General features: G+C 60.7%; 23 protein-coding genes and 3 tRNA genes. 15 read left to right on the plus strand and 11 right to left on the minus strand.

Annotation, left to right across the window (positions count from 1 at the left end; translation table 11 throughout):
* Positions 1–182: 182 nt before the first annotated feature.
* The 3 genes from AC0969_RS18405 (at position 183) to AC0969_RS18415 (ending at position 5,272) form a co-directional block, all read left to right on the plus strand.
* Complete coding sequence (locus AC0969_RS18405; RefSeq protein WP_479625606.1) at positions 183–3,137, plus strand: ribonucleoside-diphosphate reductase subunit alpha; 2,955 nt, start codon at positions 183–185, stop codon at positions 3,135–3,137.
* 158 nt (positions 3,138–3,295) lie between these two features.
* Entirely contained in the window at positions 3,296–4,471 is a 1,176-nt protein-coding gene (locus AC0969_RS18410; RefSeq protein ID WP_479625607.1) for a ribonucleotide-diphosphate reductase subunit beta, read from the plus strand.
* Positions 4,472–4,645: 174 nt separating this feature from the next.
* The gene (locus AC0969_RS18415) at positions 4,646–5,272 is read left to right on the plus strand and encodes a histone (protein ID WP_479625608.1); all 627 of its coding nucleotides are present in this window, start codon (positions 4,646–4,648) and stop codon (positions 5,270–5,272) included.
* Between the two features lie 134 nt (positions 5,273–5,406).
* On the opposite strand, the gene AC0969_RS18420 is transcribed toward AC0969_RS18415, so the two are convergent.
* From AC0969_RS18420 to AC0969_RS18445, 6 genes are all read right to left on the minus strand, one after another.
* On the minus strand, positions 5,407–6,402 hold the full coding sequence (locus AC0969_RS18420; protein ID WP_479625609.1) for a DUF3426 domain-containing protein: 996 nt from the start codon (positions 6,400–6,402) through the stop codon (positions 5,407–5,409).
* 40 nt (positions 6,403–6,442) lie between these two features.
* Positions 6,443–7,327 (minus strand): 50S ribosomal protein L11 methyltransferase, encoded by an 885-nt coding sequence (gene prmA / locus AC0969_RS18425; protein WP_479625610.1) that lies wholly within the window; start codon positions 7,325–7,327, stop codon positions 6,443–6,445.
* Between the two features lie 11 nt (positions 7,328–7,338).
* A complete protein-coding gene (accC, locus tag AC0969_RS18430; protein WP_479625611.1) occupies positions 7,339–8,688 on the minus strand; it encodes an acetyl-CoA carboxylase biotin carboxylase subunit in 1,350 nt (449 codons plus the stop codon).
* A 20-nt stretch (positions 8,689–8,708) separates the two neighbouring features.
* Positions 8,709–9,155, minus strand: coding sequence for an acetyl-CoA carboxylase biotin carboxyl carrier protein (gene accB / locus AC0969_RS18435; RefSeq protein ID WP_479625612.1), 447 nt, complete (start codon positions 9,153–9,155; stop codon positions 8,709–8,711).
* Between the two features lie 137 nt (positions 9,156–9,292).
* The gene (locus AC0969_RS18440) at positions 9,293–9,820 is read right to left on the minus strand and encodes a TlpA family protein disulfide reductase (RefSeq protein WP_479625613.1); all 528 of its coding nucleotides are present in this window, start codon (positions 9,818–9,820) and stop codon (positions 9,293–9,295) included.
* The gene (locus AC0969_RS18445; RefSeq protein ID WP_479625614.1) at positions 9,817–10,407 is read right to left on the minus strand and encodes a hypothetical protein; all 591 of its coding nucleotides are present in this window, start codon (positions 10,405–10,407) and stop codon (positions 9,817–9,819) included. Before AC0969_RS18445 ends, AC0969_RS18440 begins: the two co-directional genes overlap by 4 nt.
* 41 nt (positions 10,408–10,448) lie before the next feature.
* Between AC0969_RS18445 and mpl the strand changes: the two genes are divergently transcribed.
* A complete protein-coding gene (gene mpl, locus AC0969_RS18450) occupies positions 10,449–11,816 on the plus strand; it encodes a UDP-N-acetylmuramate:L-alanyl-gamma-D-glutamyl-meso-diaminopimelate ligase (RefSeq protein ID WP_479625615.1) in 1,368 nt (455 codons plus the stop codon).
* A gap of 56 nt (positions 11,817–11,872) precedes the next feature.
* On the opposite strand, the gene AC0969_RS18455 is transcribed toward mpl, so the two are convergent.
* From AC0969_RS18455 to AC0969_RS18475, 5 genes are all read right to left on the minus strand, one after another.
* Positions 11,873–12,787, minus strand: a complete 915-nt coding sequence (locus tag AC0969_RS18455) for a hypothetical protein (protein WP_479625616.1) — start codon at positions 12,785–12,787, stop codon at positions 11,873–11,875.
* Between the two features lie 23 nt (positions 12,788–12,810).
* Entirely contained in the window at positions 12,811–13,932 is a 1,122-nt protein-coding gene (locus tag AC0969_RS18460; RefSeq protein WP_479625617.1) for a 3-deoxy-7-phosphoheptulonate synthase, read from the minus strand.
* Positions 13,933–14,140: 208 nt separating this feature from the next.
* Positions 14,141–15,613, minus strand: a complete 1,473-nt coding sequence (gene tldD / locus AC0969_RS18465) for a metalloprotease TldD (protein ID WP_479625618.1) — start codon at positions 15,611–15,613, stop codon at positions 14,141–14,143.
* Between the two features lie 41 nt (positions 15,614–15,654).
* On the minus strand, positions 15,655–16,809 hold the full coding sequence (gene rodA / locus AC0969_RS18470; protein ID WP_479625619.1) for a rod shape-determining protein RodA: 1,155 nt from the start codon (positions 16,807–16,809) through the stop codon (positions 15,655–15,657).
* A gap of 36 nt (positions 16,810–16,845) precedes the next feature.
* Positions 16,846–18,399, minus strand: a complete 1,554-nt coding sequence (locus tag AC0969_RS18475; RefSeq protein ID WP_479625620.1) for a sensor domain-containing diguanylate cyclase — start codon at positions 18,397–18,399, stop codon at positions 16,846–16,848.
* 118 nt (positions 18,400–18,517) lie between these two features.
* Between AC0969_RS18475 and AC0969_RS18480 the strand changes: the two genes are divergently transcribed.
* The 11 genes from AC0969_RS18480 to AC0969_RS18530 all read left to right on the plus strand — a co-directional run.
* Positions 18,518–19,126 carry a YqiA/YcfP family alpha/beta fold hydrolase gene (locus AC0969_RS18480; protein ID WP_479625627.1) on the plus strand — a complete coding sequence of 203 codons (609 nt, stop codon included), beginning with the start codon at positions 18,518–18,520 and terminating at the stop codon, positions 19,124–19,126.
* A gap of 31 nt (positions 19,127–19,157) precedes the next feature.
* Positions 19,158–21,218 carry a ribonuclease catalytic domain-containing protein gene (locus AC0969_RS18485; protein WP_479625621.1) on the plus strand — a complete coding sequence of 687 codons (2,061 nt, stop codon included), beginning with the start codon at positions 19,158–19,160 and terminating at the stop codon, positions 21,216–21,218.
* On the plus strand, positions 21,215–22,081 hold the full coding sequence (locus tag AC0969_RS18490) for an energy transducer TonB (protein WP_479625622.1): 867 nt from the start codon (positions 21,215–21,217) through the stop codon (positions 22,079–22,081). The genes AC0969_RS18485 and AC0969_RS18490 overlap by 4 nt, the downstream gene beginning before the upstream one ends.
* Positions 22,082–22,110: 29 nt before the next feature.
* The gene (gene aroE / locus AC0969_RS18495) at positions 22,111–22,938 is read left to right on the plus strand and encodes a shikimate dehydrogenase (RefSeq protein ID WP_479625623.1); all 828 of its coding nucleotides are present in this window, start codon (positions 22,111–22,113) and stop codon (positions 22,936–22,938) included.
* A gap of 4 nt (positions 22,939–22,942) precedes the next feature.
* Positions 22,943–23,689 (plus strand): transglycosylase domain-containing protein, encoded by a 747-nt coding sequence (locus AC0969_RS18500; protein WP_479625624.1) that lies wholly within the window; start codon positions 22,943–22,945, stop codon positions 23,687–23,689.
* A gap of 55 nt (positions 23,690–23,744) precedes the next feature.
* Positions 23,745–24,539, plus strand: a complete 795-nt coding sequence (gene trpC, locus AC0969_RS18505) for an indole-3-glycerol phosphate synthase TrpC (protein WP_479625625.1) — start codon at positions 23,745–23,747, stop codon at positions 24,537–24,539.
* 10 nt (positions 24,540–24,549) lie between these two features.
* Entirely contained in the window at positions 24,550–25,278 is a 729-nt protein-coding gene (locus AC0969_RS18510; protein WP_479625626.1) for a uracil-DNA glycosylase, read from the plus strand.
* A gap of 131 nt (positions 25,279–25,409) precedes the next feature.
* Positions 25,410–25,495, plus strand: a tRNA-Tyr gene (locus tag AC0969_RS18515).
* An 85-nt stretch (positions 25,496–25,580) separates the two neighbouring features.
* A tRNA-Gly gene (locus tag AC0969_RS18520) sits at positions 25,581–25,654 on the plus strand.
* Between the two features lie 63 nt (positions 25,655–25,717).
* Positions 25,718–25,792 (plus strand) — tRNA-Thr (locus AC0969_RS18525).
* Between the two features lie 88 nt (positions 25,793–25,880).
* A partial coding sequence (locus tag AC0969_RS18530) for a GTP-binding protein (RefSeq protein ID WP_207776369.1) occupies positions 25,881–25,993 on the plus strand: 113 nt, incomplete at its 3' end.

A 25,993-nucleotide genomic window follows, 5' to 3' on the forward strand; every position in this document is an offset into this window, starting at 1 on the left:
ATACACTACCGGTAGTGGCTTGAATTGATTGCAGACCCTATATATAGTGTCTCCCTTGTATCACCAAGTCCCCCCTTTTTCACGGCACAGATAAGCGGCCTACCGTTTTTTGCGTAGCGCCATCGTCCGTTTTAGTCCGCTATTCCCATACCGTCCTCCTCCCGTCAGACCTCAAGGAAACCATGCAAACTGCATTGAACACCCCCGCCGCCGTCCCGTCGCAGCAACCGGCCCTGCATTCCAGCGACCGCAGCGACACCAGCGCGCCCGAGATGCTGGCGCACTACCAGATCATCCGCCGCAACGGCGCGGTCGTGCCTTTTGAGCCGAGCAAAATTGCCATCGCCATGATGAAGGCCTTTTTGGCCGTGCATGGCACGCAGGGCGCGGCTTCGGCCAGCGTGCGCGAAATAGTAGACACGCTGACGCAAGGTGTTGTGCGCGCCTTGGTGCGCTCGCGCCCCGGTGGCGGCACGTTCCACATTGAAGACGTGCAAGACCAGGTAGAGCTCGGCCTGATGCGTGGCGGCCACCATGAAATCGCCCGCGCCTACGTGCTGTACCGCGAGCGCCACACCCAAGAGCGCGCCAAACAAGTCACCGATATGGCCCCCGCAGCCCCCGTGATGCATGTCATCGACGGCGACCAGCGCGTGGCACTCGACACCGCCCGCCTGCAACAGCTGATTGAACAGGCCTGCGCCGGCCTGGGTAGCGAAGTCACCGCCGCCCCCATCGTGGCCGAGACCATGCGCAACCTGTACGACGGCGTGCCCATGGAAGAGGTTTACAAGGCCGCCATCCTGGCCGCCCGTACCCTGATCGAAACCGATCCCGACTACACCTACGCCACCGCCCGCCTGCTGCTGCACACCATCGCCAAAGAGGTGCTGGGTGCCGACCTGACACAGGCCGAGCTGGCCGCGAAATATGTGGACTACTTCCCCAAGTACATCCAGAAAGGCGTGGACAACGAGCTGCTGGATACCGCCCTGCTGACCTACGACCTACCCCGGCTGGCCGCCGCCCTGAAACCTCAGCGCGACCTGCAATTTGACTACCTGGGCCTGCAAACCCTGTACGACCGCTACTTCCTGCACGTGCGCAAGACCCGCATCGAGCTGCCCCAGGCGTTCTTCATGCGCGTGGCGATGGGCCTGGCGCTCAATGAAACCAACCGCGAAGCCCGTGCCATCGAGTTCTACGAAGTCATGTCGTCGTTCGACTTCATGTCCAGCACGCCCACGCTATTCAACAGCGGCACGCTGCGCCCCCAGCTCTCCAGCTGCTACCTGACCACGGTGCCCGACGATCTGGACGGCATCTATGAATCCATCAAGGAAAACGCGCTGCTGTCGAAGTTTGCTGGCGGCCTGGGCAACGACTGGACCCGCGTGCGCGCCCTGGGCAGCCACATCAAGGGCACCAACGGCGAATCCCAAGGCGTGGTGCCCTTCCTGAAGGTCGTCAACGACACCGCTGTGGCGGTGAACCAGGGCGGCAAGCGCAAGGGCGCGGTCTGCACCTACCTGGAGACCTGGCACCTGGACATCGAAGAATTCCTAGAGCTGCGCAAGAACACCGGCGATGACCGCCGCCGCACCCACGACATGAACACCGCCAATTGGGTGCCCGATCTGTTTATGCGCCGCGTCATGGAAGGCGGCAACTGGACCCTGTTCTCGCCCAACAACGTGCCCGATCTGCACGACAAGTTTGGCGCCGAGTTCGAGATCGCCTACGTAGCCTACGAAGCCCGTGCCCTGCGCGGCGAAATCAAGCCTTCGCGCACTCTGCCCGCCAGCGACCTGTGGCGCAAGATGCTGACCATGCTGTTTGAAACCGGCCACCCATGGATCACCTTCAAGGATGCCTGCAATGTGCGCAGCCCCCAGCAACACGCTGGCGTGGTGCACTCCAGCAACCTGTGTACCGAGATCACCCTAAACACCAGCGACACCGAAACCGCCGTCTGCAACCTGGGTTCAGTGAACCTGCTGCAACACATCAAGAATGGCGCCCCCGATGCCAACGGCACCGTATCCAAGATTCTTGACCACGCCAAGCTGCAAAAGACCATCACCACGGCCATGCGCATGCTGGACAACGTGATCGACATCAACTACTACGCCGTCACCAAGGCCCGCACCTCCAACATGCTGCACCGCCCCGTCGGACTGGGCCTGATGGGCTTCCAGGACAGCCTGTACGAACTGCGCATCCCCTACGCCAGCGAAGCCGCCGTGGCGTTTGCCGACACCTCGATGGAAGCCATCTGCTACTTCGCGTACTGGGCTTCCAGCGAACTGGCCAAAGAGCGCGGCCAGTACTCCAGCTACAAGGGCTCGCTGTGGGACCAAGGCATCCTGCCGCTGGACACCCTGGACATGCTGGCCAAGGCCCGTGGCGGCTATGTGGATGTAGACCGCTCCGCCACCCTGGACTGGGGAAGCCTGCGCCAAAAAATCCAGGCAGACGGCATGCGCAACTCCAACTGCGTCGCCATTGCGCCCACCGCCACCATCTCCAACATCATTGGCGTGGATGCGTCGATCGAGCCCTGCTTCGGCAACCTGTCGGTCAAATCGAATCTATCGGGTGAATTCACCGTCATCAACAGCTACCTGGTGCACGACTTGAAGCGCCTGGGCCTGTGGGACAACGTGATGCTGATGGACCTGAAGCACTTTGACGGCTCACTGCAATCCATCGACCGCGTGCCGAACGAAATCAAGGCGCTGTACCGCACCGCGTTTGAAGTCGAAACCACCTGGTTGGTCGAAGCCGCATCGCGCCGCCAGAAGTGGATTGACCAGGCCCAGTCGCTGAACATCTATATGGCAGGAGCCTCGGGCAAAAAGCTCGACGACACCTACAAACTGGCCTGGACGCGTGGCCTGAAAACCACCTACTACCTGCGCACCCGCAGCGCCACGCACGTCGAAAAATCGACCGTAGCCGCAGGCCGCATGAACGCGGTGTCTTCGGGCCAAGCCCCCGGCCAAGCCATGAGCGCCATTGACACCGCTGCCATGGCCGCACGCCAGCAAATGAACGCTGAGGCCCTTAGCACAAGCCCCGCCACAGACATCAAGTTTTGCGCCATTGACGACCCCGGCTGCGAAGCCTGCCAATAAACCCGTCCATCAGCGGGCCAGTCCGGCCACCATCGCACCGTAAAACCGTGGTTTTTACGGTGCGATACCGCAAGAAAAATCCTTCAAAACAGCCGCATTGGAAATGAATACTTTTCATTTTCCAGTGATGCTCTCATAATCCTAGCATTGGAAAAACTATGTTGACCTGGGACGAAGAAGTCAAGCCCCCATCGCCATCGGCAGCCCCCCTCGGTTTACCCACCAACCGGGAGGAACAACACGCTGTTTTTACGACCGCTGCGCCCACGACTATGGCCACCGCAACCGCCCACGTCGCCGTGCAAGCCACTGCGGCCCGGCGTGTAAATGCCGCCGACAAGCGCATCATCAACGGCCAGACCGACGTTAACCAGTTGGTGCCGTTCAAGTACAAATGGGCCTGGGAAAAGTACCTCGCCTCGTGCGCCAACCACTGGATGCCCCAAGAGGTCAACATGACCCGCGACATCGCCCTATGGAAAGACCCGAATGGCCTGACCGAAGACGAACGCCGCATCGTCAAACGCAACCTTGGCTTCTTTGTCACCGCCGACTCGCTGGCAGCCAACAACATCGTGTTGGGCACCTACCGCCACATCACCGCCCCCGAGTGCCGCCAGTTCCTGCTGCGCCAGGCGTTTGAAGAGGCCATCCACACCCACGCCTACCAGTACATCGTGGAGTCGCTGGGCCTGGACGAGAGCGAAATCTTCAACGCCTACAACGAAGTCGCGTCGATCCGCAACAAAGACCAGTTCCTGATCCCCTTCATCGAAGCGATCATGGACCCCAACTTCCATACCGGCACGCCCGAAAACGACCAGACCCTGCTCAAGTCGCTGATCGTGTTCGCCTGCCTGATGGAGGGCCTGTTCTTCTACGTTGGTTTCACGCAGATTCTGGCCCTGGGTCGCCAAAACAAGATGACCGGTGCGGCAGAGCAGTACCAGTACATCCTGCGCGACGAGTCTATGCACTGCAACTTCGGCATCGACCTGATCAACCAGCTCAAGCTGGAAAATCCGCATCTGTGGACCGCCGAATTCAAGGCAGAAATCAAAGACCTATTTATGCGCGCCGTCGAGCTGGAATACCAGTACGCCGAAGACACCATGCCGCGTGGCGTGCTGGGCATGAACGCCTCTATGTTCAAGGGCTACCTGCGCTACATCGCCAACCGCCGCGCCACCCAGATCGGCCTGGAAGCCTGCTTCCCGCACGAAGAAAATCCGTTTCCCTGGATGAGCGAGATGATCGACCTGAAGAAAGAGCGCAACTTCTTTGAAACCCGCGTGATTGAATACCAATCGGGCGGCGCGCTTTCCTGGGATTGAACGCCATCACTCCCATGCTTTTAAATACCGCACACACCCCGCCCCGCACCCAGGTGCAGGCTGGTCTTTGTGCTCCCGAGTCCATGGTGCTGGGCAACCGCCCAACACCATGCATCGCTCTATGCCAAACAATCGGCATAAAGTGCTCTTTGTAAACAGATCAAGGAGAAAATAATGGCAACTGCAAAAAACCCGGCCGCAAAGAAGGCCGCCCCCGTAAAAGCTGCGGCACCCACCAAGGTTGTCGCTGCAAAAAAAGTAGCCCCGGCTAAAACCGTCGCAAAAACCGTAGCCGCAAAAGCAGCACCCGTCAAAGCGGCACCGGCTAAGAAGCTTGCAGCAGCAGCACCAGCAAAAAAAGCGGTGGCTGTCAAAGCAACCCCACTCAAAGCTCCTGCCGCAGTAGCAAAGGCTGCACCAGCAAAAGTTGCATCGGTCAAAGCCGCAGCAACCAAGGCCGCACCCGCAAAGAAGGCTGCAACGGCCAAGCCTGTAGCGACCAAGACGGTCGCCGCCAAAGCCGCACCCGTGAAAGCAGCACCGGCCAAGAAGGCCGCAGCCCCTGCACCGAAAGCGGCCGCGCCAGCCAAAAAAGCAGCGGTCGCCAAAACGGTTGCGGTTGTCGCCAAAGCGGCTCCCGCCAAAAAAGCGAGCCCTAAAGCAGTAGCCCCTAAAGCAGCGGCCAAGAAGTCGTCCAAAGCACAAGCCGCCAAGCCCGCCTCGGCACCAGCGTCGGCATCGGCCCAAACGACCCTGAATCCGCAAGCAGCGTGGCCCTTCCCGACCGCCAACAAGCCCTGACCGGATAAGCTTGATCCGTCTCAGGCTCGGTATCGCAAGATACCGAGCCTTTTTTATGCCCGGCTGCGATCGGATGCCATTAACGTGAAACAACTTTCATGGCTCGGGGTGCTTTGCACCCGAGTCCATGCAAGTCAGGGATAAAAAGCCAACAAGCGGTAGCCCACGATGCGGCCCTTATCGGGGTTATCGGTGACCCGCAGATCCACCGAGGTCGCCCACTCGCGCCCGGCAAACAGCACCCGGGATGCTGCCCCCAATTCGACGGGTGTCAGAACCCGCCGAAACACCGCCTGCTCATCACTATCGGTCAGCATAAATTCGATAGCGGGCATCGCCACGTCTTGCATGGACTGGTTTTTCAACACCATGTTCAAGCGGTAGGCATCCTCGTTTTGCAACGCACTCAACGCGGAGCTGTCGATCACGATCGCCTCGATGTGCCGCAGGGCTTGTACGGCACAGCCCATTTGCGTACACAGGGACTGCAACCACGGCTTGGTTTCAGGCCATGTTGCGGCCAAACGGTCACGACCATAGACAATGCCTTGCAGGCCAAGGCTCAGCAATAGGAGCACCGCAGCTCCCGCCCAAAGCCCTCGCAGAAAGGTGCGCTGTGCAGCCGGCGGCGAAACCGGTGCCCGGATAAAAGAGTAGACCCCGAGATCCTCATCCGCAGCGAGAATTGGTTCGGGCACAAGCAGGGGAAGATCGTCCGCCTTTATCACCGACATGGCTTCGGACACCAGAGTCTCAATAGGCATCATCGGCACGGGTTCAGAAAGCAGCCCCGCCGTCGATGCCAGCCGCACAGGAGGCGGGGCCTCCGGCGGCTCCGGCACCAACGCAGGCAAAACAGGTGCGGATGGGGGTTCGATCACCGAGGACTCCAGCTCCGCTGAAGTCCACTCCGGCATGTGGGCCACCGCAGGAGGCGCCATCGGGATATCCGGCAACAGGTCTAGTGACGGAGGAAACTGGTGTTCGGCATCACCCTGCTGGAGATCGTCGGATGCATCGAATATTTCGGCGCAATGTCCGCAGCGTACCCAGCCTTCAGAGATTCGAAGCTGGTCAGGAACTACCTTAAACAGTGTCCCGCACACCGGGCAACGCGTAATCAAGGCCATAGTCTGCGGGTCCCGTGCACAAACCTACACAAGTAAACGCCTAGAAGCGCGCGGTCATCAAGACCCAGCCGTCTTCACCGTCTGACACCTCAAGTGCTGCATACGGGGCATACGCAGCCTTCAATTCGTCTGTCTGGCGCTCCAGGATACCGGCCAGCACCAAGGACCCGCCAGGAGCCACATGCGCGCACAGCAAGGGGGCCAGCACCTTTAGCGGTGTCGCCAGAATGTTGGCCAGTACCGTGCCGTATAGGCCTTGTGTCTGGTCCGGCAAGCCGGCCTTGAGCTGCACATGGTTGGCATGGGCATTGAGCACGGTGGACTGCACTGCTGCATCGTCAATATCGACCGCGTCGATATCGGTCGCGCCGAACTTGGCAGCGCCGATCGCCAAAATACCCGAACCACAGCCGTAATCTAGCACCCGGGCCAAACTACCCGCGTCCTGGCGGGCAATCCAGCGTAAACACATACGGGTAGTAGGGTGGGTGCCCGTGCCAAAAGCCAGGCCAGGATCCAGACGAATAACACGTGTCGCCTGGGCCGGTGGTTCGTGCCAGGTCGGCACAATCCAGAACTCTGGCGTGATGTCTACCGGCGTGAACTGCGACTGCGTCAGGCGCACCCAGTCTTGCTCGGGCACAGGGACGATACCCAGCAGCTCACAACCCGCAAAAAAGTCTTGCGCTGCGAGAACGCCAGCGGCATCACGCGCCAGCGCCTCGGTTTCAAACAGAGCCTGGATACGCGAGCGCTGCCAGCCGTCTTTCGGCGGTGGCATACCCGGCTCGCCAAACAAGGCTTGCTCGGCATCGGTCTGTGCGTCCGCGTCTTCCACACTCACACTCAGAGCATCCAAGGCATCCAGCGCATCGCTCACGGCCTCGACCCGGTCTTGCGGGCACATCAAACTGATTTCAAACATGGTGCAAATATTCAACGCTTGTGCTGCGAGAGCCACTCTTCCAAATAATGGATATTCGTGCCACCGGCCATGAACTTAGCATCCACCATCAACTCCCGGTGCAGCGGAATGTTGGTGTTGATACCCTCCACCACGGTCTCCAGCAACGCTGTGCGCATGCGCGCCATAGCCTGCTCACGCGTGTCACCGTGCACGATGATCTTGCCGATCATGGAGTCGTAGTTCGGCGGCACGTAGTAGTTGGTGTAAATATGCGAATCCACGCGCACACCCGGACCACCGGGCGGATGCCACATGGTGATACGGCCGGGCGACGGCGTAAATTTATATGCGTCTTCGGCGTTGATGCGGCATTCAATGGCATGCCCGTGGATGCTGATCTGGCGCTGGGCAAAAGGCAGCTTTTCACCGGCCGCCACCATGATCTGGGTGCGGACAATGTCCACTCCGGTAATCAACTCGGTCACAGGGTGCTCGACCTGCACGCGGGTGTTCATTTCAATGAAATAAAACTCCCCGTTTTCAAACAGGAACTCAAACGTACCCGCACCCCGGTAGCCAATTTTCTTGCAGGCGGCCGCACAGCGCTCGCCAATGCGTTCAATCAATTTGCGGGGAATGCCGGGCGCAGGTGCTTCTTCCAGCACTTTTTGGTGGCGACGCTGCATGGAGCAGTCACGCTCGCCCAGGTACACCACGTTCTTGAACTTGTCGGCCAGGATCTGAATTTCGATGTGGCGGGGGTTCTGGAGGTATTTCTCCATGTACACCGCGCCATTGCTGAATGCTGCCAGGGCCTCGGCCTTGGTCATTTGCACCGCATTGATCAAGGCCGCTTCGGTGTGCACCACGCGCATGCCGCGCCCGCCGCCGCCGCCAGCCGCCTTGATGATGACCGGGTAGCCCACCGCCTTGGCGGTGCGCTTGATCACCACCGGGTCATCTGACAGTTCGCCTTCGGAACCGGGCACGCAGGGCACGCCCGCCTTGATCATGGCCTGTTTGGCCGACACCTTGTCGCCCATCATGCGGATGTTCTCGGGCGTAGGCCCGATGAACTGGAAGCCACTTTTTTCCACGCGCTCGGCGAAGTCGGCGTTTTCGCTCAGGAAACCGTAGCCGGGGTGGATCGCCTCGGCATCGGTCACTTCTGCCGCAGAAATCAGCGCGGGCATATTCAGGTAGCTCAGACCCGATGCCGCTGGCCCGATGCATACGGCTTCGTCGGCCAGCTTGACGTATTTGGCATCCCGGTCGGCCTCGGAATACACCATGACCGCCTTGATGCCCATCTCGCGGCAGGCCCGCTGGATGCGTAATGCGATCTCGCCACGATTGGCGATCAGTATTTTTTTAAACATGCGCCACCAAACTCCGTGGGTTACTCAATCACGTACAAAGACTGGCCGTATTCCACCGCTTGGCCGTTTTCACACAGCACTTGCACCACGGTTCCAGCTTTGTCGGCTTCAATTTCATTCAGAATCTTCATCGCTTCGATGATGCAGATGGTGTCGCCTTCTTTAACCTGGCTGCCCACTTCCACAAAGGACTTGGCCCCCGGGCTGGACGAACGGTAGAAAGTGCCCACCATCGGCGACTTGACCACATGGCCGGTCGGAGCGGCTGGTGCAGCAGGCACAACCTCGACCGCCTGGGCTGCCGCCATCACCGGCGCAGCCACCATGCTGGGCTGGGCGGCTTGGTACACCATCGCACCACCACCCTTGACGATGCGGACCTTGCCTTCGGCTTCGGTAATTTCAAGTTCTGACACGTTGGAATCAGACACCAAGTCGATCAACGTTTTGAGTTTGCGCAAATCCATAAAACCTCCAGCCACGATGTACGAAAAGGGGTGGAATCTACCCTAATTTCGCACAACGATCGTTTATTTCTTTTATTTACATTTGACAGGCCATCGTAAATGACAGCCTGCGCGGGGCAAATTTGCCACCGAATGCCCTATTTCAACCCAACCCACTGCTGTAAATCAGCAGGGCTAACCCGGCCCATTTTACGGTGAAGCACCGTCCCGGCAGACCCGAGTACGACGGTAAACGGCAGCCCCCCGGCCAGATTGCCCAACGACCGCCCCAGCTCGGTGCCCCCCAAACCCGCCATCGCGATGGGGTAAGTCACCGGTGTTTTTTGTAAAAAGCTGCGCACGGCACTCGGCTGGTCTACGGCCAGCCCCAGCACTTGCCAGCCATTGGCCGCATTTTCTTGAAAGAAGCGGTCGATCATGGGCATCTCCTCCACACACGGTGGGCACCAGGTGGCCCAGAAGTTCAACAGCAGCGGCCGACCGCGCAAAGTCTGCATGGCCAGTGGCCCGGTATGTGGGGTGTCAAAACTGAGCCGCCACAACGCATCTTCCACCCCCGACAGCAACGGCGCGGGCTGGTATTTCCACCACGCCACGCCCGCCCCCGCCAGCCCGGCAGCCACCGCCACCCCGCCCATGAGGCGGCGGCGTGCAGCGGCCATCATGGCGCACCCTCGGCCAGCAAACGGCGCACGGCGGCGGCATCCCCCCGGGGGGCGCGGCCTTTGGCGTCGGGCTTCAAGGCCCCGCGCAGATCGTCCAGGTCATAGACCATCAAATGCACGCCCACGGCCTCTGTCAGCTCCGGGCACACACTGGCAAAGCTTAGCGCCTCGACCGGTTCGCCGCGAAACCCGGTGACGGTGGCCGGGGTGTAGGGCACGCGGTGGTCGATCAAGGCAATTTCGGCAGACTTGGAGTCGTCGCAAAACATCTGGATAGTAATGTCGGACAAACGGGTCGCCGTGCCATGCCAGACCGCGCCGCACAGATGCGGCCGAAACGGGGCCATACGCTCCATCCAGGTCAGCGCCAGCAAACGCAAAGCGCGTAACTCGCCGGGCTGGGTGTCGGTACAAAACAGGTCAATATAAGCCTGCACAGCATCTTCCAGGGCATCGTTGCCCGGCAAAGGCGCGCGGCCGGCGCCCAATTGTGTGGCAGCGCGGCGCTTGGCCGGGCCGTATTCCAGGCCGTCCTCCACCACCATGCGGGCGGCGGTCTCGGCGATCTCTAAAGTCAATGCATCCATCCGGCGAATTCTGCACCTTTTGCGCCCCCTAAAATCCCCGCATGCACATTCATATTTTGGGTATTTGCGGCACCTTCATGGGCGGCTTGGCGGCTTTGGCGCGAGAGGCAGGTCACCGGGTGACCGGTTGCGACGCAGGGGTCTATCCGCCGATGAGCGACCAGTTGCGGGCTCTGGACATTGGGCTGATCGAAGGCTTCTCGGCCGACCAGTTGGCGCTGGAGCCCGACATGTTTGTGGTTGGTAACGTGGTGTCGCGTGCCCGCACGGCCGATGGCAGCCCTAAATTTCCGCTCATGGAGGCGATTCTGGACGCGGGCCTGCCCTACACCAGTGGCCCGCAGTGGCTGGCCGAGCACGTACTGCAAGGCCGCCATGTGCTGGCGGTGGCGGGCACGCACGGCAAAACCACCACCACAGCCATGCTGGCGTGGATTCTGGAACACGCCGGGCTGCAGCCGGGCTTTCTGGTCGGCGGCGTGCCGCTGAATTTTGGGGTTTCCGCCCGTTTGGGAGCGGGCAAGGCCTTTGTCATCGAGGCGGACGAATACGACACGGCCTTTTTCGACAAGCGCAGCAAGTTTGTGCACTACCGCCCACGCACCGCCGTGCTGAACAACCTGGAATTCGACCACGCCGATATTTTTGACGACCTGCCCGCCATCGAGCGCCAATTCCACCACCTGCTGCGCACCGTGCCCAGCACCGGCCGGGTCGTGGCCAACGGGCTGGAGGAAAGCCTGGCGCGCGTGCTGCACCAGGGCTGCTGGAGCGAGGTACGCAGCTTTGGCGCGGCGGTGAGCGACTTCACGGCCCAGGGCGAACCGCACCACTTCGAAGTGCTGCAACACGGCAAGCCAGTGGCCACAGTGGAATGGGCGCTGGGCGGCGTGCACAACCAGCTCAACGCGCTGGCGGCCATCGCTGCCGCCGACCACCTGGGCGTACCCGCCGATGTGGCGGCACGGGCGCTGGGGGCATTTCAGAACGTGAAACGGCGCATGGAAGTCATCGGCAGCGTGCGTGGCATCACCGTGTATGACGACTTTGCACACCACCCCACCGCTATCCGCACCACGGTAGACGGCCTGCGCCGCCGCATCGGGCCCGGCCAACGCATCCTGGCAGTGTTTGAGCCGCGCAGCAACACCATGAAACTGGGTGCCATGAAGGCCCAACTACCGTGGAGCCTGGAAGATGCCGATCTGGCGTTTTGCCACAGTGGCGGGCTGGGTTGGGATGCCCGCAGCGCCCTGGAGCCGATGGCCCACCGGGCCCAGGTTGCCGACACAGTCGATGCGCTGGTGGCACAGGTGGCCGCCGCCGCCCAGCCGGGCGACCACATCCTGTGCATGAGCAATGGTGGCTTTGGCGGCATCCACGCCAAACTACTCAATGCACTGCAATAGCTATGAAATTAATAGCTGCTAGCGCATACAAAATATGCGCTAGAGGCCATTTTTGCTTAAATTTCTCGGTGGTTGGATGGCAACCAGGACACCTCGCCCGATGCGGCCGACACCGCGCCATCAAAGTACAGACTGGCCAGATCACGGCCCAGTTGCTCGGCATCCAACCCACTTAGCAGCAGCTGCGCCAGACTGGTGGGGGCCGCCTCCAATGCGCGCAGCAGCGTGCGCTGGGAATCCTTGAGCAATGCCTCGGGCACCTGGGGCTGGCGCACCAGGAGAATGGATCCGACCCGGAAGGCCGCAGGCAGCAAGTCGGCGGCAGAGTGCTGGGCAAACTGCCACATCACCTCCCGCAGGCCCACGTGTTTAAAGCGGGATGGCACGGCATACGCGTTCACATGATTGCCAGGCAGACACTGGTCCCACTGGGCCTGCTCCAGCTGCACCGGGCTGGCATCCACCAAATAGTCGATGCGGCGCTGGGAGATATCCACCACCGCCAGCAATACGGACTGGTGGGTCAGCGTGTACGCAGCGTGCGGCAGACTGTCCAGCATCCGGTGCAGCAAAGCTCCCAGAAAATACTGCGCCCGCAGGGATTGCAGCCAGGTCTCGAACTTTTTTAGCACCATCAGCACCGCGCGCTCGGAGTCTGGGTTGAAGGTGGTTAATGGCTCAATTTCTGGCACCGCCAGCGGGGTGGTGAACGCCAATGGCCGGTCCACTGCGTCAAGTTTGAGCAGTAGATCCGCCTCGGCACTGCGGCTGTCGGGCACGGCTAGGGTACCGTCGTCGTACAACCGGGCCGCCGCGCCATTCACGCACCAGGCATCCGCCTCCAAAAACTTGGCCACCCGCCAAGCAGGCAGGCTGCTCGGCTGGCTGGGTAACACCGCGACCAGCGCGGCCCGCTGCTGCGGCGAAAGACCCGCCAAACCCAGCCAGAAAATAGGGCGGTCCAATGCCATTGCAATAACTCCGCTGGCCAGAATCAAGCCGCCCGACGCGCTTGCACAGCGGCAGACAAAATCTCCAGCGTCTGCAAAGACTGCTCCCAGCCCAGGCAGGCATCGGTGATGCTTTGGCCGTAAGCCAGCGACTTTTGGTCGGTCTTGCCGGGGGTGAACTTTTGTGCGCCTTCGACCAGGTGGCTTTCCACCATCAAGCCGAATACCTGGTGCGAACCACCGGCCACCTGGCCAGCGATGTCACGGGCCACGTCGATCTGCTTCTCGTGCTGCTTGCTGCTGTTGGCGTGGCTGCAATCAACCATCAAAGTGGCGGGCATTTTGGCGGCGCTGAGTTCGGCGCAGGCAGCGGCGACACTGGCAGCATCGTAGTTAGGGGCCTTGCCACCGCGCAGGATGACGTGGCAGTCTTTGTTGCCATTGGTTTGCACGATGGCAACCTGGCCGTTTTTGTGGACCGACAAAAAGTGGTGGCCGCGCGCCGCCGCCTGGATGGCGTCGGTGGCGATGCGGATATTGCCGTCGGTGCCGTTCTTGAAGCCGATGGGGGCCGACAGACCCGAGGCCAGCTCGCGGTGCACCTGGCTCTCCGTCGTGCGCGCGCCAATCGCGCCCCAGGCAATCAGGTCGCCGATGTACTGGGGCGAAATCACGTCCAGGAACTCGCTACCGGCGGGCAGGCCCAGGCGGTTGATGTCGATCAGCAACTGGCGGGCAATGCGCAGGCCTTCGTCGATGCGGTAGGTTTCATCGAGGTAGGGGTCGTTGATCAGCCCCTTCCAGCCCACGGTGGTGCGGGGCTTTTCGAAGTAGACGCGCATCACGATCTCCAGCGTGTCGGCGTATTTCTCGCGCTGCACAGTCAGGCGGCGGGCGTATTCCAGGGCTGCGGCCGGGTCGTGGATAGAGCACGGGCCGATAACCACCAGCAGGCGGTCGTCGGTGCCGGCCATGATGTTGTGGATATTTTTGCGGGTGCTGGAGATCAGCGTCTCGACCGGCGTGCCGCTGATGGGGAAAAACCGGATGAGGTGTTCTGGAGGAGGTAGCACGGTGATGTCCTTGATGCGTTCGTCGTCGGTTTTGCTGGTTTTTTCGACGGACGCATACCAGTTGTCGCTGGTGGGCTGTGACTTTGCATTCATACGGTGGCTCCTGTGGATTTTATGTAAAAAGGGAATGATGGAACGAAAAAAAACCGCCTGAGAGCTGAGGCTCCGGCGGTTTGTATGAGTGCTTGTTTGTCTACAACTTAGCCTCTCATCCGCCGGGGACCGAGAACCAAAAGTAAAAGTAGGCAAACACGCGTTGAGTCATAGCGAATCAATGTACCACAGGCACCGAACTTGAAATTCAGGCCGTGCCGCCGACGGTCAAGCCGTCAATCCGCAAGGTGGGCTGGCCCACGCCCACAGGCACGCTCTGGCCCTCTTTGCCGCAGGTGCCCACGCCCGGGTCCAGCTTCATGTCGTTGCCGATCATGCTGACTTTCTTCAGGCACTCGGGGCCGCTGCCGACGATGGTTGCGCCCTTCACCGGGTACTGGATCTTGCCGTTTTCCACCCAGTAGGCTTCGCTGGCCGAAAACACGAACTTGCCCGAGGTGATGTCCACCTGGCCACCGCCAAAGTTGCTGGCGTACAGGCCCTTTTTGATGCTGCCGATGATCTCCGCAGGGTCTTTGTCGCCGCCCAGCATGTAAGTGTTGGTCATGCGCGGCATGGGAATGTGGGCATAGCTCTCGCGGCGGCCATTGCCGGTGGGTTTGACGCCCATCAGGCGGGCGTTCATGGCGTCTTGGATATAGCCCTTCAAGATGCCGTCTTCGATCAGCACATTGCGCTGGCTGGCGCAGCCTTCGTCGTCCACATTCAGCGAACCACGGCGATCGGCGATCGTGCCGTCGTCCAGCACGGTCACGCCCTTGGCCGCGACGCGCTGGCCGATGCGACCGCTGAAGGCGCTAGAGCCCTTGCGGTTGAAGTCGCCCTCCAGCCCGTGGCCGATGGCTTCGTGCAGCAAGATGCCGGGCCAGCCGGAACCCAGCACCACAGTCATCACACCCGCCGGGGCCGGGCGGGATTCGAGGTTGGTTAGCGCGGCGTGCACGGCGGCATCCACGTATTCATTGAGCATGGCATCGTCAAAGTAGGCCAGGCCAAAGCGGCCACCGCCACCGCCCGAACCCATTTCGCGGCGCACCACGCCTTTGACGGTAGCCTCGGCAATCACGGTAACGCTCAGGCGCACCAGCGGGCGCACGTCGGCGGCCAGAGTGCCGTCGGCACGGGCGACCATCACCACATCGTATTCGGCAGCCAAGCCCGCCATGACCTGGGCCACGCGCGGGTCTTTGGCACGGGCGAGCTCTTCGACCCGCTCCAACAGCTTAACTTTGGCGGTGCTGTCCAGCGTGGCGATGGGGTCTACGCCCAGATACAGGCTGCGGCTTTTTGCTATTTTTTGTGTAGCTACCTTCGCACGCTTGTTCTGCGCTGCAGCCGAAATAGACCGCACAGTGCGGGCCGCGTCGAGCAAGGCAGCTTCCGAGATATCGTCGGAGTAGGCAAAAGCGGTTTTTTCGCCGCTGACAGCCCGCACGCCCACGCCTTGGTCGATGCTGAAGGAGCCGGTTTTGACGATACCCTCCTCCAGGCTCCAGCCCTCGCTGCGGGTGTATTGGAAGTACAGGTCGGCATCATCCACCTTGTGCGAGGTGATTTCAGCCAGCGCGCGGCTCAGGTGGGCGGGTGTCAGGCCAAAGGGCTCCAGCAGGAGCGACTGGGCAATGGCAAGACGTTCGAGGGTGGGTTCGCGAGAGATCATGTAACCATTTTAGGCCGGTCAACGCAACATCAAGAGCAACTTCAAGACTGCACCAACCGCCGGGCTTTGGCGATCGACATCAAGATACCCAGCCCCAGCCCCAGCGTCACCATGGCCGTGCCGCCATAACTAATGAAGGGCAAGGGCACGCCGACCACCGGCAAAATGCCGCTGACCATGCCCATATTGACGAAGGCGTAGGTAAAGAAGATCAGGGTCACACTGCCCGCCAGCAGGCGCGAGAACAGCGTCGGCGCGTCCATGGCGATCACCAGCCCGCGCAGCACCAGAAACAAAAATCCGGTAATCAGCAGCAGGTTGCCGACCAGGCCGAACTCTTCGGAAAAGGCCGCAAAAATAAAGTCAGTGGTGCGCTCGGGGATAAATTCCAGGTGGGTTTGTGTACCCTGCATGAAGCCCTTGCCCAGAACCCCTCCCGAGCCGATGGCGATCATGCCCTGGATGATGTGAAAGCCTTTGCCCAGCGGGTCGCGGGTCGGGTCCATCAGGGTGCAGATGCGCTGCTGCTGGTAGTCGTGCAGAACCACCCAGCGCACGCCGTCGGCGCACAGATCAGGCGCATACAGCACCACCAAACCCATGCCCACCAGCACAAGCAAAAATGGCGGCACGATCAGCTTCCAGCTCAGGCCCGCAAAGAACATCACCGACAGCCCGGTGCTCATCACCAAAATGGCGGTGCCCAGGTCGGGCTGCTTGACGATCAAGGCCACCGGCACCGCCAGCAACAGGCCGCCGACCAAAAAGTCCAGCGGGCGCAACTGCCCTTCGCGCCGCTGAAACCACCACGACAGCATCAACGGCATGGCGATTTTGAGGATCTCACTGGGTTGGATGGTGACCCCTAAGTTGAGCCAGCGCCGGGCGCCCTTTTTGGTGACACCAAAAATCGCCACCGCAATCAGCAAAGCCACTCCAATGGTGTACAGCGGCACGGCAAACGCCATGAGCCGCTGTGGCGGGATTTGCGCCACCACAAACAAAATCGCCCCGGCCAGCAACATATTGCGGCCATGGTCCACAAAGCGGGTGCCGTGGTCGTAGCCAGAGGAATACATGGTGAGCAGGCCCGCACAGCCCAGCATGAACACGGCAAACGCCAACGGGCCGTCAAAGCCACGAAACAGTGGCCCGACGCGCTGCCACAGCGGTGGTTTTTCAAAGACAACAGACATCCCGCGATTATCGCGGCTGGCCTAGGCCCGGCGATGCTAGCCGGCTAAAACCCGGTTCTTGCCGTTGCGCTTGGCCAGGTACATGGCTTGGTCGGCGCGTTTGATGCAGTCGCCGCCCGATTCGTCCGCACCGATCTGCGCTACTCCGGCACTGAAGGTGATCAGCACCTTCTGGTTGTCGCGCAAGAAGAATTTTTTGGTCAACTCGCGCTGCAACCGGGTCAAAGTGCCCACGCCCAGCTCCAGCAGGGTGTCGGGCAGCACGATAACGAACTCTTCACCGCCGTAGCGGGCCAGGGTGTCTTGCGGCCGCATGGATTCGCGGGTGACGTTGGCCAAGTGGGTCAACGCTTCGTCACCAGCCTCGTGGCCCAGATCGTCATTGAGTTTTTTGAAGTTGTCGATGTCCAGCAACGCCAGGCACAGCGGCGAGCCTTTGCGCCGGGCATTGGCGATTTCGCGCTGGATCGCTTCGTCCATGCCTCGGCGGTTCAGCGCGCCAGTCAGTGGGTCGTGCCGGGCCTGGGCGCTGACGCGGTCCAGCTCCAGGTGCAGCTTGCTGATTTCGACCTCGGCCTGGGCGGTTTTATCGCGCATGGACTGGAGCTGGTCGCGCGAATTTTGCGTGTCTAGCGCCATGCTGCGGGTGGCGCTAAGGGCGGTTTGCAGTACCGGGCCCAATTCTTCAATGGATGTAACTTGCTCGATCTGGCGTGCGCACTCCTCGATTTTCCCGTGGTAGATGCCGCTGGACTCGCCCATCAGCGACAGCCGGTCCACGAATGCGGCCAATAACTGGCGCATTTGTGCCTGGGCCTCAAAGGCGCGCTCCTTGGCTTCGGACTGCTTGGAGATCACATCCACCAACCGCCGCTGCACGTCGTCCAGGCGGCGCAGGCTCAAGGGCGGGGTAGAGGCCTCAATCAACGCGTCGATCTGGCCCCGCAACCACTGGTCGTCCATGCACAGTTCGCCAATATTGGTAAAGACCAAGTGCAGCAGCTGTAACAAAACCGTTTTGATTTCAGCCTGGTCTTCGGCGGTGAATGACAGCCGGTGGGTGAAGTTAGCCAGCATGGTTTTAGCGCGTGGCAAGTCGGGCACGGGCTGGCGGATAAACACCAGCAACTCGCGGGCCTGTTCTACAAAACGGGGATCATCGGTTCCCAGCGCAGGCAACGCGTTATCAATCAGGCGGGCAATTTGCTCCATGAACTCAGGAGTGAGTGCCGGGTTGCTGTGGGCGCTCGCGGGGGGCAGGGATGCCCCAAATCCGCTATCACCGAAACCTGCACTGGCATTCACCATCCCAAAACCGGCGTAGCCAACCAGTGCGTTTTGCACACCATCCCAGCTGCGCTGGGCAATGGCGGATTCCAGCAGACCGCATTGCTTTTGCTGACCTGGGTTTTTAGCGGGCAAGGCCGCCGCGATCATGCGCAAGCGCTCAAACGGGAAGTGCGTCGGCACCATAGTGCCCGCCACTTCGTAATAGATGGCTTGGTAGTTGTCGGGCGTGGGTGCCAGCTTTCGCACGCTGAGCAGTTTGAAGGTTTCGCGCGCAATTTCGGCGGGGGATCGTTCAGCCATGAATTTCTATCGTTACATCTGTCGGGACTTGCGCCCCCGAAGACAGCCATCGTAGCCGCTAAAACCACTTCATCCTAGCAAGGAGTGCATACTATTTTGATAGCATCTTCGCATGCTTATGCCTACTTTTGTGACCCACTTGCTCTATCTCCACGGCTTTCGCTCGTCGCCGCAATCGGCCAAGGCCCGGCAGATGGTCGCACGGGTGCAGGCACAGCACCCCGGCGTGACCTGCTGGTGCCCCCAGCTCCCGCCCTCACCGCAAGCCGCCATCGCCCTGCTGCGCCAAGGAATTGCCGACTGGCCGTGGGCCCACATGGCGGTGGTCGGCTCGTCACTGGGCGGGTTTTATGCCACCAGAATCGCCGAGCACACCGGCTGTAAAGCCGTGCTGCTGAATCCTGCCGTAGACCCGGCACGGGACCTGGCCCGGCACATCGGCGAGCAAACCAATTGGCAAAATCCCAAAGAGCGCTTTTATTTTGAGCCTACTTTCATCGGCGAATTGCAGGCGCTGACACTGCACAACCACCCCCCGCCCGAGCGCTACCAGGTGCTAATCGCCAAGGGCGACGAGGTGCTGGACTGGCGCGAGATGGCCGCCCGTTACGCCAGCGCCCAGCCCACGCTATTGGAGGGGGGCGACCATGCGCTGACCGACTTTGACACGCACATCGACGGTGTATTTCGCTTTCTCAACCTATTGCCCGGCCCATCCCCTAAATAAATAGCCCGTTCAGCATGGGAGAATTCAGGCCATGTTTGCATTATTTGAAGAAGCCGGAAAATTCATGGCCGGCCGCATCTTGTCCGAAGCGGAGTCGTCCGCGCAGGTCGAGCTCGACAGTGGCAAGCGGGTCAAGGTCAAAGCCGCCAACCTGCTGCTGAAGTTCGACAAGCCCACGCCCGCCGTGCTGTTGCAGGGTGCCCAATTGGTCGCCACCGAGATCGAACTAGAGATGGCCTGGGAGTTCGCCCCCGAGGACGACTTTGGCTTTGCCGACCTGGCGCGCGACTATTTCAGCCTTAACGCCACGCTGGAGCAGCAAACCGCCATGCTGCTGCGCCTGTTTGAAGCACCGCACTACTTCCGCCGCGCGGGCAAGGGGCGGTTTCGCAAGGCATCGGCCGACATCCTGCAACTGGCGCTGGCGGCGATTGAAAAGAAGCAGCAGCTTGCTATACAAATTACGATCTGGGCGGAGGAGCTAAGCCAGGGCCAGTGCCCACCAGCTGTGCGTGAGCAGCTATACAAAATATTATTTAAACCCGATAAAAACGGCCCTGAATACAAGGCCGTGGTCGAGGCTTCCCGCGCCACCCACAAGGCCCCGCTGGTGCTGCTGCAGCACGCCGGGGCCATCGACTCGCCCTACCAATTCCATTGGCGGCGGTTTGTGCTGGAGAACTTTCCCAAGGGCACCGGCTTCCCGGCGCTGGACGCACCGCTCATCACCGACGAGTTGCCGCTGTCCACCGCGCAGGCGTACTCCATCGACGATTCGCAAACCACCGAGATCGACGATGCGCTGTCGGTGCAGGGCCTGGGCACGGGCACGGTGACACTGGGCATCCACATCGCCGCGCCGGGTCTGGCTATCACGCCCGGCAGCGCTATCGACCAGCTGGGCCGGGCCCGCCTGTCCACCGTCTACATGCCGGGCTACAAGCTGACCATGCTGCCCGACGCGGTGGTGCAAAACTACACCCTGCAAGAGGGCCGCGACTGCCCGGCCGTGTCGCTGTACGCCACGCTGGATGAAGCCACGCTAGAGATCACCGCCACCGAAACAAAGCTGGAACGGGTCCACATCGCCGCCAACCTGCGCCACGACCAGCTCGATACCCTGGTGACAGCCGAGTGGTTGGAAAACCCGGACTTTGAGCATGAAATTGGCACTCAGTGCATATCTATACAGCGTGAGCAGCTATCATTTTTATACCGCCTCGCCAAACACCTGAAAGCCCAGCGCGAAGTGGTGCGCGGCAAGCCCGAGAACTTCAACCGCCCCGACTACAACTTCAAGCTGGTGGGCAAAACCGCCGACGAACCCGTGGGCAACGAGCAGGTGCAGATCACCACCCGCCAACGCGGCGCACCGCTGGACCTGATGGTGGCCGAGGCGATGATTTTGGCCAACAGCACCTGGGGCAACTGGATGGCCGAGAACGGCGTGCCCGGCATCTACCGCAGCCAGGCCAGCATGCTGCCGGGCGTGAAGGTCCGCATGGGCACCAAGGCCTTGCCGCACGCGGGCATCGGGGTGAAAAGCTACGCCTGGAGCACCTCGCCCCTGCGCCGCTATACCGACCTGGTCAACCAGTGGCAAATCATCGCCTGCGCCCGGCACGGCAAAACCGCCGCCTTGGCCGCGCCGTTCAAGCCCAAAGATGCCGACCTGTTCTCCATCATCTCGATGTTTGACGCGGCCTATGCCACCTACAACGGCCACCAGGGCGCGATGGAGCGCTTCTGGACGCTGAAGTATTTGCAGCAAAACGGCATCACCGAAATCATCGGTACGGTATTTAAAGACGGCATGGTGCGCGCCGACGACCTGCCACTGGTGCTGCCCGTGCTGGGCGATGCGCCGCGCGGAGCCAAAGTGCGGGTGAAACTGGGCGACATCGACGAAATCACGTTGGACGTGCACGGCACCGTGGTGGAACGGATGGACACCCCCGTCGAAGCCGCATCCGACGCGCAGACCGAAGAGGAAGAGGAAGACGAGGACGACAGCGCCGCCGGGCCGATTGCCATCGCCGTCGATATGAATGAGCCCGAAGCCGCACCCGTCGCCGCTGACACCGCACCGTGAACTGGCGCATCTTTCGCAACGTCAGCACCCTCCAGCTCGCGCTGGGGGTATCCATCGCGCTGCACGCCGGATTGCTGACACTGCGCTTCATCGCCCCTGATTCCTTCAACCGGGTGTTCAAAGACACCCCGCTAGAGGTCATCCTGGTGAATGCCCAATCCACCACCCCGCCCGACCGCGCCACGGCCATCGCCCAGGCATCGCTCGCCGGGGGCGGCGAGGCGGAGGCGGGCCGTGCCACCTCCCCGCTACCACCATCAGCCCTCACTGACCTGGGCGAAACTATGGAGGCCACCCAGCGAAAGATGGACGCCATGCAACAGCAGCAAACCATGCTACTGGCGCAGGTGAGCCAACAACTGTCGAATCTGCCGCTGCCCGACCCCAAACAGGCCAGCAACGCCCCCGAAACGGCCGCACAAGAAGAAAAACGCCGCCAATTGCTGAATCTGCTGGCCGAAATCGAACGCCGCATCAACCAGGAAAACGCCCGCCCCAAGCGCCGCTACGTCAGCCCATCCACCCGCGAGGAGGTGTATGCGGTGTACTACGACAACCTGCGCCGCCGGGTAGAAGACCGGGGTACCGAAAATTTCCCCGAAATCGCCGGTAAAAAGCTCTACGGCGCGCTAACCATGATCGTCACCGTCAACTTTGACGGCCAGGTGCTGGCCACCCAGATCGCCGAAAGCTCAGGCAACCGCACGCTGGACCGGCGCGCCGAAGCCATCGTGCGCAACGCCGGACCGTTTGGCCCGTTCAGCGAAGCCATGCGGGGCAAGGTAGACCAATTGGTGGTGGTGTCACGCTTTCGCTTCACCCGCGACCAAACGCTGGAAACCAAAGTCAGCGCCCCGCCCTGAATCTTTTATCTCAGCCAGGAAAACTCTGTATGGACCGCTATTGCGTCATGGGCCACCCGATTGAACACAGCCGATCGCCGTGGATCCATGCCCGTTTTGCCGCATTGATGGGCCACACGCTGCAATACGACAAGCGCCTAGTGCCCTTGGCGGGCTTTGCGCAGGCGATTGCCGCCTTCCGCGCCGAGGGCGGGCTAGGCTGCAACATCACCGTGCCCTTCAAATTCGAGGCGGCCCAGCTGGCCCAACACGCATCTGCGCGCGCCCTGCTGGCAGGTGCCTGCAACTTCCTGCACTTTCGTGCCGACGGCATCCATGCCGACAACACCGATGGCGTAGGCCTGGTCAACGACATCCAGAACAATGCAGGGGTCGCGCTTGCCGGGCAGGACGTGCTACTGATCGGCGCCGGTGGTGCATCCGCCGGGGTGCTGGGCCAGCTGATCGCCACCCAAGCCCGCCGCATTACCGTGGCAAACCGCACGCTAGGCAAGGCCCAGGCCCTGGTGGCACGCCACGCAGCACTGGCGCAAACACACGGCGTCCAGCTAGAAAGCGCCGAACTGACCGCCGTACAAACCTCTTTTGATGTCGTGGTCAACGCCACCGCCAGCAGCCTCAGCGGAGCAGGCATCCCGGTATCGCCCCGCGTCTTGAAGCCCGGAACCCTGGCACTGGACATGATGTACGGCCCGGCAGCAGTAGGCTTTATGGACTGGGCACACACGCACCAAGCCACCCCGCGCGACGGCCTGGGCATGCTGGTCGAGCAGGCGGCCGAGGCCTTTGTGCTGTGGCGCGGCGCACGTCCACCGTCCGCCCAGGTGCTGGCCGAGTTGCGCGCCACGCTGGGTTGACACCATGCGCTCGGTCGTACGCTGGCTGGTACTGGTGGTCTTTGCCACCCTGGCATTGCAACTTTTTTTTATCGGCCGCATCGCCCTGATGGCAGCGGTCGATCCGCAGTCCACCGCATTTGAGCGCTCGGAGGCGTGGCGGTTGCTGACCAGCCCCGACAAAAGTCTGCGCTGGCGCCAAGAATGGCTCCCCTATAGCCAGATTTCAGACAACCTCAAGCGGGCCGTGATTGCATCCGAAGACGATAGCTTCACCAACCACGATGGCGTGGACTGGGAGGCACTGGAAAAAGCCTGGAAAAAAAACGAAAAAGCCCAGGAGCGCGCCGCGAAGCAGGCCATCCCGACCAAAGCCAAAACGGCAGCCACACCGCGCCCGCCCAAAGTGATCGGCGGATCCACCATTACCCAGCAACTGGCCAAAAATCTACTGCTGTCGGGCGAGCGAACACTCCTGCGAAAAGGACAAGAATTCGTGCTGACCATGCTGCTGGAACAACTTTTGAGTAAGCGGCGCATTCTGGAAATCTACCTGAATAACGTGGAATGGGGCGAAGGCGTGTTCGGTGCAGAAGCGGCAGCCCAGCACTACTTTCGCAAATCCGCATCCCGCCTCAGCGCATTCGAGGCCGCCCGGCTGGCCGTCATGCTGCCCCGACCCAAGTATTTTGAAAAACTGCCCAATTCCGGCTACCTGGGCAGCCGCGCCGCCACGATAGTGGCCCGCATGGGGAGTGCAGAGCTGCCGTGAATGGGTGGGATAGATAATGCACAGGCATTCCCGCTGAACCTGCCTGAGCCTATCCATGTCTGACATCCTCGAACAAATCATCACCGTCAAGCGCGCAGAAATCGCCGAAGCGATGCGCCGCACCTCCTTGGCAGACATACGTGCCGACGCAGAATCCCGCGTACTCACCCGCGATTTCGTCGGCGCCATGCGAAAAAAAATTGCGCAAGGAAAGGCCGCCGTCATCGCCGAAATCAAGAAAGCCAGCCCATCCAAAGGCGTATTGCGTGCCGACTTCATCCCCGCAGACATCGCCCAAAGCTACGCAGAATATGGCGCAGCCTGTTTGTCAGTGCTTACTGATAAACAATTTTTCCAGGGCCAGGTGGACTACCTGAAACAAGCCCGGGCCTCCTGCCAGCTGCCGGTATTGCGCAAAGATTTCATCGTCGATGCCTACCAGGTCTACGAATCCCGCGCGATGGGTGCCGACTGCATCTTGCTGATCGCCGCCGCCTTGGACGATGGCCAGATGGCCGAACTGGAAGCCATTGCCCTCTCACTGGACATGGCGGTGCTGGTAGAGGTGCACGATGCCGCCGAACTGGAGCGCAGCCTGAAGTTAAAAACCCCACTGATCGGCATCAACAACCGCAATCTGCGCAGCTTTGAAGTCAGCCTGGACACCACACTGATGCTGCAAAAAGACGTCCCAGCGGACCGCCTGCTGGTCACCGAAAGCGGCATCCTGACCACCGCCGACGTGCAGCGCATGCGCGACGCCAAAGTCAACGCATTCTTGGTCGGTGAAGCCTTCATGCGCGCAGCCGATCCCGGCGTAGCGCTAGCGAGTCTGTTCACAGGAAAGTAAAGCATCCGCCATGCCTCTATTTCGAGAGGATTGCTTGCAAAACTGGCCACCGCTGGCGAGCTCGGTTGCACCGGATTGGCAGCCATGCGTGGCCCGCTTTCTTGCATCAACGGAAGGCCTACAGCTCGGTCAATTCCTGAACCAGCGCCTGACACAAAAAGCAAAGATTTATCCGCCGCAGCCTTTGCGAGCCCTGACACTCACGCCGCTGAACGCTGTCAAGGTGGTCATCCTGGGACAAGACCCGTACCACGGCCCCGGCCAAGCCGAAGGACTTGCATTTTCTGTAGCACCCGGCATCAAACCACCGCCCTCACTGCGCAACATCTTCAAAGAGCTACAACAAGAAGGTATTTCCCCCGGCACCCCAGGCGGATCACTGGTATCTTGGGCCAAACAAGGTGTTTTATTGATCAACACCTGCCTGACGGTCGAAGATGGACTTCCCGCCAGTCACGCCAAACGCGGTTGGGAGGCGTTGACCGATGCCGTTGTCATGCAGATTGCGCAAACGGCCCCGGTGTGCGTCTACCTGCTCTGGGGCGCCCACGCACAAGCCAAGGCCGCCCTAGTCCAGCGCGTTGCCACAGCCAATGGCCACAAGATCCTAGTGCTGCAATCCAACCACCCTTCCCCCTTATCCGCATTGCGCCCCCCCGCCCCTTTTATCGGATGTGGTCATTTTCAACGGACCAACGACTTCCTTATTCAGACGGGATGCACCCAGGTCACCTGGTAGCCAGCTTCAAACAGCAAAAGCTTCGACGTGCTGCGCGGATCTACCGCCAAAGGCAAGGTATGATTCGCATGCGTTCAAATACAGAGAAATTCGGCAGCCGAAATCTCTGTGCTATAATTTGAGGCTTCGCCGGAGAGGTGGCCGAGTGGTTAATGGCAGCAGACTGTAAATCTGCCCTCTTACGAGTACGCTGGTTCGAATCCAGCCCTCTCCACCAGCGAACATGGAAGTTTTGAAAGTATTGACAAGCGGGTTTTGGGTTTCGCGTGAATTTTTCGCATTGGATGCAAGGGCTTCTGAATGCGGGAGTAGTTCAATGGTAGAACCCTAGCCTTCCAAGCTAATGACGCGGGTTCGATTCCCGTCTCCCGCTCCAAAGGCGTTTGTCAATAGTTAGTTGAGGTTGTTTGCTTTGAATCTTCTAATGCAAACAACAAGTGCCCATTTGGCTCAGTGGCAGAGCACTCCCTTGGTAAGGGAGAGGTCCCGGGTCCGATTCCCGGAATGGGCACCAGTATTTTTGAAGGCGCGTCGAACCCAGTAGGCGCCAAGGTTTGGGTAAATTTGGTTTATTTTCTTCGGAGCTCCTTGGAGAGTTAAAAATGGGAAAAGAAAAGTTCACACGTACCAAGCCCCACGTCAATGTGGGCACCATCGGCCACGTTGACCACGGCAAAACCACCCTGACCGCCGCCATCACCACCGTGTTGGCAGC

Source organism: Rhodoferax sp. LB1P47 (genome assembly GCF_056521445.1).